The sequence below is a fragment of the Paraburkholderia phytofirmans PsJN genome, from assembly GCF_000020125.1.
GTDB lineage: Bacteria > Pseudomonadota > Gammaproteobacteria > Burkholderiales > Burkholderiaceae > Paraburkholderia > Paraburkholderia phytofirmans.
In genome coordinates this window covers 124,279-138,813 of record NC_010676.1, presented here as the reverse complement: position 1 = coordinate 138,813, position 14,535 = coordinate 124,279, and the positions used below count along the sequence as shown (strand labels likewise).

Annotated in this window: 14 protein-coding genes; 8 read left to right on the top strand and 6 right to left on the bottom strand. The window is 63.2% G+C overall.

All coding sequences use genetic code 11. The annotated features are described in order from the left end of the window. The first annotated feature begins 25 nt into the window (after window positions 1-25). The 4 genes from BPHYT_RS20395 to BPHYT_RS20380 all read left to right on the top strand — a co-directional run bounded on the left by BPHYT_RS20395 (window position 26) and on the right by BPHYT_RS20380 (window position 3,673). Window positions 26-772 (top strand): SDR family oxidoreductase, encoded by a 747-nt coding sequence (locus BPHYT_RS20395; RefSeq protein WP_012425999.1) that lies wholly within the window; start codon window positions 26-28, stop codon window positions 770-772. A gap of 80 nt (window positions 773-852) precedes the next feature. After that, complete coding sequence (locus tag BPHYT_RS20390) at window positions 853-1,974, top strand: Gfo/Idh/MocA family protein (RefSeq protein WP_012425998.1); 1,122 nt, start codon at window positions 853-855, stop codon at window positions 1,972-1,974. Window positions 1,975-2,052: 78 nt separating this feature from the next. After that, on the top strand, window positions 2,053-2,637 hold the full coding sequence (locus tag BPHYT_RS20385) for a TetR/AcrR family transcriptional regulator (protein ID WP_012425997.1): 585 nt from the start codon (window positions 2,053-2,055) through the stop codon (window positions 2,635-2,637). A gap of 13 nt (window positions 2,638-2,650) precedes the next feature. Beyond that, window positions 2,651-3,673 carry a LysR family transcriptional regulator gene (locus tag BPHYT_RS20380; RefSeq protein ID WP_049869197.1) on the top strand — a complete coding sequence of 341 codons (1,023 nt, stop codon included), beginning with the start codon at window positions 2,651-2,653 and terminating at the stop codon, window positions 3,671-3,673. Between the two features lie 127 nt (window positions 3,674-3,800). On the opposite strand, the gene BPHYT_RS20375 is transcribed toward BPHYT_RS20380, so the two are convergent. Then, window positions 3,801-4,910: an alkene reductase gene (locus BPHYT_RS20375; RefSeq protein ID WP_012425995.1), complete on the bottom strand. Its 1,110-nt coding sequence runs from the start codon at window positions 4,908-4,910 to the stop codon at window positions 3,801-3,803. A 231-nt stretch (window positions 4,911-5,141) separates the two neighbouring features. After that, window positions 5,142-6,410: an MFS transporter gene (locus BPHYT_RS20370; RefSeq protein ID WP_012425994.1), complete on the bottom strand. Its 1,269-nt coding sequence runs from the start codon at window positions 6,408-6,410 to the stop codon at window positions 5,142-5,144. Between the two features lie 182 nt (window positions 6,411-6,592). On the opposite strand from BPHYT_RS20370, the gene BPHYT_RS20365 reads away from it, so the two are divergent. Beyond that, a complete protein-coding gene (locus tag BPHYT_RS20365) occupies window positions 6,593-7,510 on the top strand; it encodes a LysR family transcriptional regulator (protein ID WP_041759078.1) in 918 nt (305 codons plus the stop codon). Window positions 7,511-7,535: 25 nt separating this feature from the next. On the opposite strand, the gene BPHYT_RS20360 is transcribed toward BPHYT_RS20365, so the two are convergent. From BPHYT_RS20360 to BPHYT_RS20350, 3 genes are read right to left on the bottom strand one after another with little or no spacing between them, the layout of a single operon-like run. Further along, window positions 7,536-7,850, bottom strand: a complete 315-nt coding sequence (locus tag BPHYT_RS20360) for an AtuA-related protein (RefSeq protein ID WP_012425992.1) — start codon at window positions 7,848-7,850, stop codon at window positions 7,536-7,538. Between the two features lies 1 nt (window position 7,851). Then, window positions 7,852-9,210, bottom strand: coding sequence for an acyclic terpene utilization AtuA family protein (locus tag BPHYT_RS20355; RefSeq protein ID WP_012425991.1), 1,359 nt, complete (start codon window positions 9,208-9,210; stop codon window positions 7,852-7,854). Window positions 9,211-9,239: 29 nt separating this feature from the next. Then, window positions 9,240-10,544 (bottom strand): CitMHS family transporter, encoded by a 1,305-nt coding sequence (locus BPHYT_RS20350; RefSeq protein ID WP_012425990.1) that lies wholly within the window; start codon window positions 10,542-10,544, stop codon window positions 9,240-9,242. 99 nt (window positions 10,545-10,643) lie between these two features. Here BPHYT_RS20350 and BPHYT_RS20345 point away from each other — a divergent pair, with 99 nt between their 5' ends. The 3 genes from BPHYT_RS20345 (at window position 10,644) to BPHYT_RS20335 (ending at window position 13,581) form a co-directional block, all read left to right on the top strand. Continuing rightward, window positions 10,644-11,537: a LysR family transcriptional regulator gene (locus BPHYT_RS20345; protein WP_012425989.1), complete on the top strand. Its 894-nt coding sequence runs from the start codon at window positions 10,644-10,646 to the stop codon at window positions 11,535-11,537. A gap of 157 nt (window positions 11,538-11,694) precedes the next feature. Further along, entirely contained in the window at window positions 11,695-12,210 is a 516-nt protein-coding gene (locus BPHYT_RS20340) for a DUF2844 domain-containing protein (RefSeq protein ID WP_148225135.1), read from the top strand. Between the two features lie 195 nt (window positions 12,211-12,405). Next, window positions 12,406-13,581: a DUF3443 domain-containing protein gene (locus BPHYT_RS20335; protein WP_238535727.1), complete on the top strand. Its 1,176-nt coding sequence runs from the start codon at window positions 12,406-12,408 to the stop codon at window positions 13,579-13,581. A 102-nt stretch (window positions 13,582-13,683) separates the two neighbouring features. On the opposite strand, the gene BPHYT_RS20330 is transcribed toward BPHYT_RS20335, so the two are convergent. Further along, window positions 13,684-14,535: an IclR family transcriptional regulator gene (locus BPHYT_RS20330; protein WP_012425986.1), complete on the bottom strand. Its 852-nt coding sequence runs from the start codon at window positions 14,533-14,535 to the stop codon at window positions 13,684-13,686.

Below are 14,535 nucleotides of genomic sequence, written 5' to 3'. Positions count from 1 at the left end.
TTGAATCCACTTTGAGAAACCCATCATGAAACTCACAGGCAACACTATTTTCATCACCGGCGGCGGTTCGGGCATAGGCCGCGGACTCGCTGAAGCGTTCCACAAGCTCGGCAATCAGGTCATCATCGCCGGGCGCCGCAAGGCGAATCTCGAAGAAACGATTGCCGCCAATCCCGGCATACAGTCGGTCGAACTGGACATCACGGATCCGCAAAGCATTACCGCGGTCTCGCAACAACTGATCGCGCAGTACCCGTCGCTGAACGTGCTGATCAACAACGCCGGCGTCATGCAGATCGACGACCTCAGCAAGCCGGTCAACGACGCGCTGATCGTCTCCACGCTCACCACCAACCTGATGGGCCCGATCCGCCTGACCGGCGCGCTCGTCGAGCATCTGAAACAACAAGGCGACGCGACCATCATCAACGTGTCGTCGGTACTCGGCTTCGTGCCGATGGCCATCTCCGGCGTCTATTCATCCGCCAAGGCCGCGATCCATTCGTACACGCAATCGCTGCGCTACAAGCTGAAGGACACTTCCGTGCGCGTCGTCGAAATCGCGCCGCCGTGGGTGCAGACCGACTTGCTCGACAGCAGGAACGAACCGCGCGCCATGCCGCTTGCACCGTTCATCGAGCAAACCATGCATGAACTCGGCACGGACGCTGACGAAGCCATCGTCGAGATCGCCCGTCCCTTGCGCAACAACCCCGGCCCGAACGAAGCCGCGTTCGTCACGCAGTTCAATGACATGTTCGCCGGTGCGTAATTCATTGTTGTTCGAGCCGGCCGGAAACAGCGTGTCGCGTTTCTGCCGGCTCCGTTGCGCGCCATCGCGCAGGTGTTCCCATGACTGAAAAATCCGCAGTATCCAAAGTCACGCCGATTCGCGTCGGTATCGTCGGTGTAGGCAACTGGGCGCAACACGGCCACGTACGTGTGCTGAGCCTGCTGCCCCAATACGAATTAACCGCCGTGTTCAGCCAGCGGCGCGAAGCGGCGCAAGGCGTCGCCGAACGTTATGGCTTCAAATACGTCGTCGATTCGCTCGATGAGTTGGTCACGCATCCCGAAGTCGACCTCGTCATCGTGCTGACGACCGCGCCGCAGCACGCCGAAGGCGTGCGCGCCGCGATCGCGGCCGGCAAGGACGTGTACTGCGAATGGCCGCTGACGCCGAGCGTCGCCACCTCGCAGGAATTGATCGATCTCGCGCGCGAGGCCAACGTGCGCCACGTGGTCGGGCTGCAACGGCGGCTCGCGCCGCATAACCGTTACGTGCGCGATCTGCTCGCGCAAGGTTACGTCGGCAAGCTGCGTTCGGTACGCATTCACGTGAGCATGAATTACTTCCAGGCGCTGCGTTCGCAATCGCTGCGCTGGACCGTGCCGTCCGAAAACTTCTCTAGCGTGATCGCAATCTATGCAGGCCATTTCCTCGACATGCTGTTCGAAGCGACGGGTTGGCCGCACGCCATCGCGGCGCTGAGCGTCAATCAGTTTGAGCAGGTGACGATCGCGGAGACCGGCGAAGCCATGCCGACCACCACGCCCGATCAACTCGTGCTCGCCGGCCGCTTGCAGGATGGCGCGGTGCTGTCGGTGCACATCGAGGGCGGCAAGCGCAACGGCTCGGGCGTGCAGATCGACATCACGGGCACGGAAGGCGATTTGCGTATCACCAACCGCTCGGCGTTCGGCAATGTCGGCGACGACTACGTGATCGAAGGCGCGCACGGCAACAACCTGCCGCTCGCGACGCTGCCAGTGCCCGCATCGTACGACCAGTTGCCCCCGTCCGACTTGCCGTCAGCGGTGCTGGAACTCGCCCAGTTGTACGCAGCCTTCGCCGACGACGTCCGCACCGGCGGCCACACTGCGCCGACGTTCGAGCACGCCGTGCGTCTGCACAAGCTGCTCGACGCCGCCGTAGAATCGTCGGATAGCGGCCGCCATATCGAACTCGACTGACGCGGCCCACCCAGCAAGCGCCCCGCACTTGTGCATGACACAATGCGGGGCGTCTGTATTGCCAGAGAATTTCCGACCATGCCGAAACCTTCACACAAAGACACGCTGATCGCCGAAGGCATGCGCGTCATCCACGAATTCGGCTTCAACGGTGCGAGCGTGCGGGACATCGTCAAGGCGGCGGGCGTGCCGCATGGCTCGTTCACGAACCATTTCGCGTCGAAAGAAGCGTTCGGGCTTGAAGTGATCGAACTGTATTTCGAGCGCGCGCGGCTCGAAATGCGCGAGACGCTGCTCAACGACGAACTGAAACCGCTGTACCGTCTCGGCAAATACATCGACGTGCATATCCGGCTCATTAGCCTGAACGATTCGCGCAATGGCTGCCTGCTCGGCAACTTCGCCGCCGATTCGAGCGACAGCGAAGCGATCCGCGCGCGGATCAATGCGATCTTCGCCGAAACCGAAAAGTCCGTTCTATATTGTTTGCGGGCCGCCGTCGCGGCGCGCGAAGTGCGAGCCGACACGAACTGCGAGCAACTCGCCACCTTCATCGTGTCGTCGATGCAAGGCGCGTTTCTGCTCGCCAAAGCGCAGCGCGATCCGGCGCCGGTCGTCAATCTGAAGGAAGTACTGTTTTCCAGCGTTTTGCAGCGGGCCTGACAAGGAGCTTCCCATGACGCAGCCCGAACAGTCTGGCCGTCCTGCCGCAACTACGGCACGCGCAGCCGCGCAGACCGTGAACGGCGAGAGCGGCGCTTCGCCCGGCGCAATGGACCGGTTCGGCTCACTCAACGTGTTCGTGCGCGCCGCCGAAACTCGCAGCTTTACTGAGGCCGGACGCCAGTTGGGCATATCGTCGTCGGCGGTGGGCAAGGCGATCTCGCGGCTCGAAGGACGCCTCGGCGTGCGCCTGTTTCACCGCAGCACGCGCAGCATTGCGCTGACGCCCGAGGGTGCGACCTTTCTGACGCGCTGCCAGCGCATTATCGGAGAAATCGAGGCGGCCGAGAACGAACTGGCGCTCGCCAATGCCGCGCCGCGCGGACTGCTGCGCGTCAGCATGCCGATGGTCAGCACGCTGATGATGCCGGTGATCGCCGCGTTCATGAAGACCTACCCGGACATCGTGCTCGATATCGACTTCTCGGACCGCATGGTCGATGTGATCGAGGAAGGTTTCGATGTCGTGACCCGCACCGGCGACGCGATCGACTCCACGCTCGTCACGCGCACGATGGGCACGTACCGGCATGTGATCGTTGGATCGCCCGCCTACTTCGCGCAGCGCGGCGTGCCCAGCGAGCCCGAGCAACTGCGCGAGCACGCGTGCCTGCAACATCGTTTTCCGACCACCAACAAACTGCGGCGCTGGCCATTGATGCGCGACGGCGAGTTGCTGAACATCGACCTCCCGACCACAGCCATCGCCACCGCCGTCGAACCGTTGACGATGCTTGCCGAACAGGATCTCGGCCTCGCCTGCGTGCCCGACTTCACGATACGCGCGCAACTCGCGCGCGGCTCGCTGGTCGCCGTGCTGCAAACGTACACGGACACGCCGACTGTGTTTCGCGCGCTGTGGCCATCCGGGCGTCAGATCTCGCCTAAAGCGCGGGTCTTCGTCGATTATCTGAGCGAGCATCTGTTTCCGGTTTCAGCTGCGGCAGCGGGAGCGCGTGGCGCTGGCCGCGCTTGAACGTGAAGCTTGTCGGTGCCTGGGCATTTTCAACGCTTATCGTCCCGCAAGATAAAGCCGGCGTATTCAGCAACACACTGAACACGCCGGCTTCCACAACACATCTTGCTTCGTACCTTCAGCGAGCTTATGCGCTCACAGCCTCTTCGTCATAAAGCGGATAGTCGGTATAGCCCACTTCCGTGCCGCCGAAGAACGTCGGCCGATCGTACGCATTGAGCGGCAGATTGCGGCGCAACCGTTCCGGCAGATCGGGGTTGGCGATAAAGTCGCGACCGAATGCGACGAGATCGGCGTCGCCATCGACGAGAATCGCTTCCGCCGAATCGCCTTTGAAACCACCCGCGGCGATGATCGTCCCCGCGTAATGCTTGCGGATCGTCTGCGCGGCGACCGGATCCGGATTGCGGCTCTCATCTTCCACATTGCCGGCGATACGCGGCTCGATCAGATGCAGATACGCGAGATCGAGCTTGGCCAGTTCGTCCGCGACGTAACTAAAGAGGCCGACCGGATCGCTATCCGACATATCGCCCCACGAGCCGCTCGGTCCGAGACGCACGGCAACCTTGTTGCTGCCCCACACCGAAATCACCGCGCGGGTCGCTTCCATCAACAGACGCGCGCGATTTTCGAACGAACCGCCGTAGATATCCGTACGCTTGTTGCTGCCGTCCTGCAGAAACTGGTCGAACAGATAGCCGTTCGCCGCATGCAATTCGACGCCGTCGAAACCCGCCTTCACGCCACGTTCGGCAGCCGTGCGGAAACTCTCGACGATCGCGGCGATCTCGTCGATCTCCAGCGCGCGGTTCGGCGTGTTCGGAATCCAGCCGGCCTTGGTGTAAGCCACGCCGCCATGCAGCACTTCCGACGGGCCCACCGGACGCCGTCCTTCGGGCTGCAACTCAGCGTTCGACTGGCGCCCCGCGTGGTAGAGCTGCAGGAAGATCTTGCCGCCCTTCGCGTGCACGGCGTCGGTGACTTCGCGCCAGCCGGCGATCTGGCTGTCGTCGTAAAGGCCGGGGGCGCCGAGGTAGCCGTTGCCTTCAACAGCGGCAATGGTCGCCTCGCCGATCAGCAAGGCGCCTGCGGAAGTGCGTTGCGCGTAATACTCGGCCATCAGGCGGCCTGGGCGCGCACCGTCTTCGGCACGCATGCGCGTCAGCGGTGCGAGCACGACGCGGTGCGCGAATTCATAAGGTCCTACTTTGACGGAGGTAAAGAGCTTGCTCATGATGTTTGTCTCTCGATGTGATCCGGTGAATGATTGCCGCCGAGCGCTGCGTGCGCTGTCCTGCGTTGAATGACAATCTATAGGCGCGGGGCGTCGAGAAAAACGGGCCACGGCTCCGAAGACTTGGGAGCCTGCAGTCCGCAATGCGCCGAAAGCCTTGCGCCTGCTGGACTGCACAGCCGTCACCGATTGTTTCGATGGCGCGGCAACTGTGTTTCAACAGCGCGCCGGCTATTTGTCGAGTACGTCCTTGAGGCTCGCGTGACGTGTGCTGAACGTCATGATCACAAGCAGGCTCAGCACCGCGAGCAAGCCGCCGAAGTGCATCGTCGAGGCGATGCTGAGGTGATCGACCACCGCGCCGCCCGCCAGCGAGCCGAGCGCGATCGAGGTCTGCACGGTGCTCACGAACATCGACGAACCCGCTTCAGGGCGTTCCGGCGAAGTCCATTGCATCCAGATGCTCAGGCTGAGCGGGATAGCACCGTATGCGATGCCCCACGCCATCACCGCGGCGATCACGCCCACACGCGAGACTTGAAGCATCGGCAAGGCGAACAAAGCGGCCGCCATGAGCGCGCCCAACATCAGCAGCGAGACCTTGAGATGGCGCGTGACCAAAGCCGAGATCGCGAAATTCGCCGCGAAGCCGACCACGCCGAAACCGAGCAGCACAGCCGTAATCCACGACGGACCGAAGGCCGCATTGCGCTCGAGGAACGGCGCGATGTACGTATAAGCCGCGAAGTGCGCGCCGAACAGCAGCCCGACCATCCACAGACTGCGGCGCACGTTCGAGCGTGCCAGCATGGCGCGAAAGTCGTCCGTGCGCATCGCCGCCTTGGGCGGCAGCGACGGCAGGAACACCACCTGTGCGGCCAACGCTACGCCCGCGAGCACCGCAGTCGCAAAGAACGACACACGCCATGAACTCAGATCGGCGATCAAGGTGCCGAGCGGCACACCGATCACCGTCGCCAGCGTGATGCCCATGAAAATCGTCGCGCCGGCGCGGGCGGCCTGGTCCTCGCGCACGAGTTGCCCCGACGCGCCGAGCGCGACGGTCCAGAAGCCGCCGAGGCTCGCGCCCAGCAACGCGCGGCCCACCAGCATCACGGCAAAGCTCGGCGCGATTGCGGAGATCGCATTCGATGCGACCAGCAACGCGGCCAGCAGCAACAGGATCAGACGGCGGTTGATGCGGCCGGCGGCGAGCAGCAGCGCGGGCGCCGAGATCGCGGCGATGATGCCCGGCGTCGTCACCATCAGGCCTGCTGTGCCGGGCGTGACGCCGAGATCGTGCGCGATCTGCGGCAACAGGCCGACCGGCATGTATTCCGTGGCGACGAAGGCAAACGAGCCGACCGCGACGGATAGCACCGCCGCCCACGACGCTCCGCGCGAGGCAGCCGCCCCTGTTGAGACGAGCGGCGCATCGAGCGCGCTGTCGCTAGCGAGTGCCGGTCTCGCGGACGATCCGGCAAGTTGATTGGCATCCATGGATGTTCTCCGATTCAGATATTGAAATTGAGGGCATTACGTCTGAACGGAGAGTAGGAGGATCGATGGGGAATGTGGCTCCCCTTCATCGCGACAGACGGGCGACGCGCTATCATCGGAGCGCGACGGCTGGCGCGCGGCCGCTCATTCACATTGCACACACCTGTTGGGGGAATCTCGACTTGGCGCTCGGCAACATCAACGACATCGCGACCTTCGTCACCGTGGTCAAGGCCGGCAGCTTTACGTCGGCGGGACAGCAACTCGGTATTACGCGCTCGGCGGTCGGCAAGATCATTGCCCGTCTCGAAGCGCGCTTGCAGGTGCGCCTGCTGCACCGAACGCCGCACAGCCTGGGACTCACGGACGACGGCTCCGTGTTTTACGGTCGCTGCACGCAGATTCTCGAAGACCTCGAAGAGACCGAAACGGCCATGGCGGTGCGCAGCGCGACACCGGCAGGCTCATTGCGCATCAGCCTGCCGATCGCCCTCGGTCACCGTCAGGTGTTGCCGATCATCGCGTTGTTTCTGGAACGCTGGCCCGCGGTCAGCGCCGAGGTGAGCTTCACGGACCGCTTCGTCGATCTCGTCGACGAGGGGATCGACGTCGCCATCCGCGTCGGCGAACCGAAACCGGACTCGCGGCTCATCGCGCGCACGGTGGCCACGCAAAAGCTGATCACGTGTGCGTCGCCGGTTTATCTCGCGAAGCGTGGTGCGCCTGTCTCGCCGCTCGATCTCGCGCACCACGAGTGCCTGCAATTCGTCAGCGCGGGACGTCCGCAACCCTGGCTTTTCGCGGGCGTCGGGCAACAGGCGGTGGAGGCCGGCGGCAGATTGAAGATGGACAGCGCCGAGGCGTTGATCGGCGCGGCTGTGAATGGTGTGGGCATCATCAATCTGCCCAACTATCTGGTTGCGAACGAGATCCGCCAGGGCCATTTGCAACCGCTGCTGCAATCGTTCGCAGCGCAAGCGCTGCCGATTCGCGCGATCTATCCGACGCGCCGGCATCTCACGCCGAAGGTGCGGCTTTTTATCGATGAGTTGATCGAAGCGTGGCAGCCGGTGCCGCCGTGGGAAGAAGCGGACGCCTGAAGCCGGCCGCCAACGTATAAGCGCACTACGAAGCGGGCGCCTCGACATCGAGATCCATCAACGCGGAACTCAACGACTTGCCGTGTGCATCGAGTGCGAGCGAACGCGTCACACCGCCGCCGAGCGCATTGCCGAGCACGAAGTTGAACGCGGCAATCGCGGGCAGTTCATGGCGCACCACGTCGCCCCGCACGACATCACGCAGATGCGCCTTCACGCGTTCCGGCGTCAGCACGGTGCGTAGATGGTCGTAATGCTGCGCGTCGTAACAGATCACCGAGATGTTCAGCGTATTGCCTTTGTCGCCGGTGCGCGAATGAGCCAGTTCACGTAATTTCATCTCACGCCTCCACCATCGAAAACGCCGGCGTCACATGCTCGCGCGGCAGCAAAACCGATTGCACCGCGACGACTTCGCGCGCTGACTTCGTGACGCCGCCTCCGCCTGCCGGACCGTTGGTATAAAGCGTCTCCACCTCGTTGCCGATCTGCACGGCCTGAGCGAGCGAGGTCGTGCGCCCCGCCACTCGCGCGCGCACTTCGTACGGCTCGGCGTAACCCACTGCTGCGGTTTCGCCGTGCAAAGCGTTCACACCGATCAGATCGAAACGCAATTCACGCGTCTGCACGCCGGTCAACACGAGCCGCTCCCGCACGATATCGAGTGCGAGCCGCGCGCGCGCGAACGCGCCAGGACCGCCATAGGAAATTTGCCCTTCGCCGATATAGCCATCGAAATAAGCCACCGACACCTTCAGCGTATCCGTACGCGGCGTGCCTCGCCCGCCGCTCACGCGAACGCGATCCGGCGCTTCCTGCGCGACACGCACCTGCGAGAAATCCGCGACCACGTCCGGTTGCAGATAGCGCTGCGGATCGTGAATCTCGTACAGCAGTTGTTCCTTGCAGGTCGCCTCGGTGACGCGTCCGCCGGCTTGCGCCAGCTTGGTAATGACCACCCCGCCGTCCTGCCCGACTTCGGCGATGGGAAAACCGAGCCTCGCCAGTTCAGGGACATCCTTGAAACCAGGATCCGCGAAATAGCCGCCGGTGATTTGCCCCGCGCATTCGAGCAGATGGCCGATCACCGTCGCCTGGCCGAGCGTCTGCCAGTCGTCCATGCGCCAGCCGAATTCGTGAATCAGCGGCGCGACGAACAGCGACGGATCGGCCACGCGTCCGGTCAACACGATCTGCGCACCGGCCGCGAGCGCATCGACGATCGCGCTCGCGCCGAGATACGCGTTCGCGGACACGAGCCGATCCTTGTAGTCCGCGACGCGTTCTCCCGATTCCACGAAACAGAAATCGCCTTGGCGCACCACGTCGAGCACATCGTCGCCGGTGACTGCGGCGATCTTCACGTCGCCGAGACCGAGCGAGCGCGCGATCTCCGCGGTCTTGCGCGCCGCCGCGAGCGGATTCGCGGCACCCATGTTCGAAATGATCCGCACGCCGTTGCGCAACGCGGCCGGCAATACCGCCTTCATGCGTGTTTCGAGCAGCGGGTCGTAGCCGAGTTCAGGGTCCTTGCTGCGCGCCTGCTGCGCGATCGCAATCGTGCGTTCCGCGAGGCACTCGAACACGAGGTAATCGAGCGCGCCGTATTGCGCCAGTTCGACCGCCGGTTCAATACGGTCGCCTGAATAACCCGCGCCCGCCCCGATGCGTACCCTACGTTGAGGTTGAGTAGCTGTCATGCTGGTCACATCCGTTGGTTCAGTGATGCTCACAGTGAGAATATCCCCAGCACGACGCAGGCAATCGTCATGACGACCGACGCGCCGAACAGCAAGGGGAACGTGAATTTCTGGTGATCGGCGAGATCGATGCCGCACAGGCCGACCACGAGAAACGTGGCCGGTGTCAGCGGGCTCACCGGAAAGCCCGTGGTCATCTGGCCGAGCAAGGCGGCCTGGCCGACATGCACCGCGGGCACGCCGAGTTGGCCGGCCACTTCGGCGATCACAGGCAGCACGCCGAAGTAGAACGAGTCGGGGTCGAACAACATGCTGAGCGGCATCGACAGCAAGCCGAGCGCGACCGGAATATGGCCGGCCATCGCGGGCGGCACGAAACCGACCGCCGCTTGCGCCATCGCCTTCAGCATGCCGCTGCCTTGCATCACGCCGGTGAACACGCCGGCCGCCAGCAGAATGCCGGCCATCATCAAGGCCGCGCGAGCATGTGCGTCGATCCGTTTGCGCTGCATGTCGACGTTCGGATAGTTCACCATCAACGCGATGCAGAGGCCGACCATGAACATGATCGCCGGCGGAACCTTCTCGCCCATCACGACCATCGTGCCGAGCACCACCAATGTCAGCACAATGTTGAACCAGAAGTTCTTAGGCCGTCGCAGCGCCTGTTCTTCGGGCGAGAGTTCGCGCTTGGGCATGGGCACCGAACCGCTCGCGGCCGTGAGACCGAGACGTTTTTCCTCACGCCGGCCGAGCCAGAACGCCATGCCAAATACGAACACAAGGCCGATCGCCTGCACCGGAATCAGCGGATTGAACAGCGCCGAGATCGGCAGATGCAGCGAGGCGGAGGCGCGAATCATCGGGCCCGTCCACGGCAGAAAGTTGATGCCGGCCGCCATCGAAACTGCCGCGGCCAGTACGCGCCGGTCCATCTTCAGGCGATCGTAAAGCGGCAGCATGGCGGGAATCGTGACCAGAAAGCACACGGCGCCGGAACCGTCCAGATGGATCAGCAGCGCGAGCAGCGTGGTGCCCATTACGATGCGCGTGGGCCGCGTGCCGACCGCGCGCAGAATGCGGTCGATGATCGGATCGAGTGTGCCCGCGTCGGTGATGGTGCCGAAGTAAAGAATCGCGAACACGAACATGCCGACGACCGGCGCGAGGTTCTTGAGTCCGTCGATTACGAACTTGCTGGTCTGAAAGCCGAAGCCGCCGATGAGCGACGCCGCAATCGGCACGATGATGAGCGCCACCAGCGGCGACATGCGTTTAGACAGAATCGCGCCGAGCAGCACGACGATGGTTGCGAGCCCCAGTAATGGCAGCATGTGCTTGTCTCCGAGATTGTTTTTTACTGCGATCCAGCGTAAGTTCGAAGCGGCTATAAATCAATTGAAATGATTTGATCACAGCAATTACAAAGCATCATGGATCTAAATCTTCGGGACATCCGCGCGTTTATCGCCGTCGCGCAAACGGGCAGCTTCACGCGCGCGGCGACGCGGCTGCATCTGTCGCAACCGGCGTTGACGGTGCAGATTCGCCGCCTCGAAGAAACCGTCGGCATGCGCCTGTTCGACCGCAACAGCCGCAATGTCGCGCTCACGCCGACCGGCCGTGAATTGCTGCCGCTGCTGCAGAAGTCGCTGCATGACATGGAGCATGTGCTGATCGACGCGCGTGCGCTCGGCGTTGGCGCAAGCGGCACGGTACGGATCGCCTGTTTGCCGACGTTTGCGGCCAGCGTGTTGCCCGAACTCGTGCAGGACATCAAGAAGGCCGTGCCGCGCGTGAGCTTTCATGTGCGCGACGTGGTCGCCAGCATGGTCAACACATTGGTGCGCAATGAAGAGGTGGACATCGGACTGACTGGCGGCCAGTTGGACGATGCCGCTTTCGAGGTGCTGCATGCGGGCATCGACCGGCTGGTTGCCGTGTTCCCGAAGCGGCATGCGCTTGCCCGGCGGCGGCGCATCACGCTGGCCGATCTCGCGGTCGCGCCGCTCGTGTTGACCGCGCAAGGCACGAGCGTGCGGGCGGTGGTCGATAGCGCTTTCACGAACGCCCGCTGCACGCCGGAGATCGCGTGCGAGCCGACCTACATGATGACCGCGGTCGCAATGGTGCGCGCCGGACTCGGCGTGACGATCCTGCCGGCGTCGGCCCGCGAAGTCAGGGCGGAGCCCGAGCTGATCGTGCGCGCGGTCGACGACCCCGCGTTTACTCGCCCTATCGCGCTCATCAAGAAACGCGGCAGGACGCTGCCGCCGGTTACGGAAACCTTTGTGACGATGCTGATCGAGAAGCTCGGCGCGGATTGAATAACGGACGTCCGTTACCTTTCAATTTTAAACAGAGCCCGATTATCGCCATTAATCGTCTGATTTAATCGAATTCGCTCGCGCTAGTATCGGCTGCGTGCGAGCTCGAGGGTTAAATCCGCTCGCGCGTATTCTCCAAAACTTTGAATACGAAAAAATGATAATGAGTCAATTTCGCATGCTCGCGGTGGCCGCGGCGTCGCTCGCTCTCGTCGCTCTGGCCGCTCCGGCGTATGCCGCATTGGGCGCCGCGCCGACCTATCCCGTCACGGCCAGCAGCACGAGTGCTGGGGCGGCCAGCCAGAATAGCGCGGCGGTGGCGCGCTTCGCCGCCAGCGGCAGTGCGGCCTCGGCGGCTTACACCGTGAGCCAGACGACGCTGCCGTCGGGCACTGTGGTGAGCGAGTACATCGGCGCGGGCAATACGGTGTTCGCGTTGAGCTGGCAAGGCCCGACCATGCCGCCGCTCAAAACGCTGCTCGCCGCTTACTTCCCGTCGTATGTCCAGGCGCTCACTGACGCCCACGCCACGCAAGGCGGCGGCTACGGACCCGCCGCCGTGCATCAGTCGGCGCTGGTCGTGGAGACCGGCGGCCATATGGGCGCTTTCGTGGGACGCGCCTATTTACCGCAAGCGCTGCCGCAAGGCGTGAGCGCTGACGATATCAAGTAACTCATTAAAATCATTAGAGAGAGAACAACAGTGCGCAAAATCGCAAGGATTATTGCCGCGGCGCTCGGACTCGGGTTGGCGTTAGGTCTTGCCGGCTGCGGCGGGGGTGGCGGCGGCTCCAGCAGCAACTCGACGGCTAACGCACCGGCTAATGCACCGGTTGCCGCCAGCGCGCCGGCGGGCCCAGGCGGCACGATGTCCAACCCTTCGACCGGCGACTCGAGCTCCAACACGCTCGCCGTCGATGCGTCTGCCGTGCCCACACCCGTCGGCCCCGGCAACACGATGTCGGTGACGGTAAGCGGAACGGGCATTCACAACCAGCCGATGGTCAGCGTCAAGCTCTGCGCCCCCGGCTCCAACGCAAGCACGAGTTGCACGACGATTCCCAATGTGATTGTCGATACGGCATCGTTCGGGCTGCGTCTGGTGCGCTCCGCGATCCCGACCTCCACCTTCAACGCGCTCACCGCCGAAACGGATCAGTCGAGCGGTCTGCCGCTTGCTGAATGCGCATTGTTCGGCAGCGGTTATGCATGGGGTTCGGTGCATCTCGCGGACATCGGGCTGTCGAGCGAGGTTGCCGCCTCGGTGCCGATCCAGGTGATCGGCGATTCGGCGCTGACCATTGCCGCGCCGAGCGAATGCCAGGTGGGCCGGCCGCTCGCCGCCGCGTCCGATCTCGGCGCGAACGGCATTCTCGGCATCGGCGTCAGCCCGGTGGACTGCGGCTCGCAGTGTGCGCTGACGGTGCTCTCGCAGTTCTATTACACCAATGCCGGCAACGCGGTCTCGGTGCCGGTCTCCAAGCAGATCAGCAATCCGGTCGCACGGTTCGCGCAAGATAACAACGGTGTGATTCTGGAAATGGCGCAGGTGTCCGATAGCGGCAGCGCGACCGCTCAAGGCACGCTCGTGTTCGGCATCGATACGCAAGCCAATAACGTGCTGAACGGCACGGGCGCGCCGATTTTCCGAACGGATCTGAACGGCGACTTCACGTCGTCATATGGCGGCACCACGTTCACACAGACGTTCTTCGATTCGGGCTCGACGGTGATGTTCTTTCCGGACACGACGATCCCTCGCGACACGTCGTCCGGCTATTACATTCCGACCGCAACCGTGGGCCGTACCTCGACGCTGATCGGGACCAATCCGGCGAGCGTGTCACTCGGCTTCAATATTGCCAACGGCGCGACGCTAACTTCATCGGGGAATAACGCGTTCAATAATCTCGGGATCTACATGACCCGGCAGTTCGACTTCGGTTTGCCGTTCTTTTACGGCCGTCATGTGTATTACGGGATTTCGGGGCGTGCTTCGTCGGGGGGCGGGACGGGGCCGTATGTGGCTTATGTTTCGAGTTGAGTGACGGTCGTCCCGCCTGTGAATGACGCTCGATCCGCCATGCGGTGACAACAGCGCGGCGATAAAAACGAAACCCGGCCTGCGTGCCGGGTTTCGTCCTTTTCAGTAAATTCCCATCGCCCCTTCCACACTGCGCACCATCGAAACGAGCCGCGGCCCGATATCGCCTTCCAGTTGCTTCTCCTTCAGCAGATAAGAAGGCACGCCGCAATTGAAAACGAGAATCTCGCCATCGGCTGACGGCTTCATCGGCACGGCAACGGCATGGATCTCGCGACGCAGGTCGCCGTAGGACACGCAAAAGCCGCGCTCATAGAAATAGTCGATTGCGCTCAGTACGCGCTCGCGGAAGGTGCTCCATTCATGCGGCGACTTCACCGCGATTTCATTGCACAGCGCCTCGCGCCGCTCAGCGGGCAGCGCCGCAAGCAGCGCGCGGCCCATCGCCGTTCGCACGATCGGATAGCTCAGCCCGATATCCGCCGGCATTCCAAGCGGCGTACTGCTGCGGCTGCTTTCCAGATACACGACGTTGAGCCGGTCACGCATGCCGAGCGAAACTGAACCGCGAATCTGATCCGCCAGCTCCTTCATCGACGGCCGCGCGATCTGGCGCACGCTCATGCTCGCAAGCAACGGATAACTCAGCGACAACACGGCCGAGCCGAGCTGAAACTTGTTATTCATCCGATTGACGCGCAAATAGCCGAGCCGCGTGAGCGTGTAGGTAAAGCGTGAAATCGTCGCCTTGGTCATGCCGGTGCGCGCCGCCAATTCGGCATTGCCGAGTTGCGATTCGCGCGGCGTGAAGCAATGCAGGATGTCGAGGCCGCGCGCCAGCGTGGTGGCGAACTGGCGGTCGCCGTCGAATTCGTCCGGCACGTAGCGCGCTTTCGAATCCAGGTAATCGCCGGTGAGCGCCGCCGCGTCGGACTGCTTGCTGTTGGCTGCCAT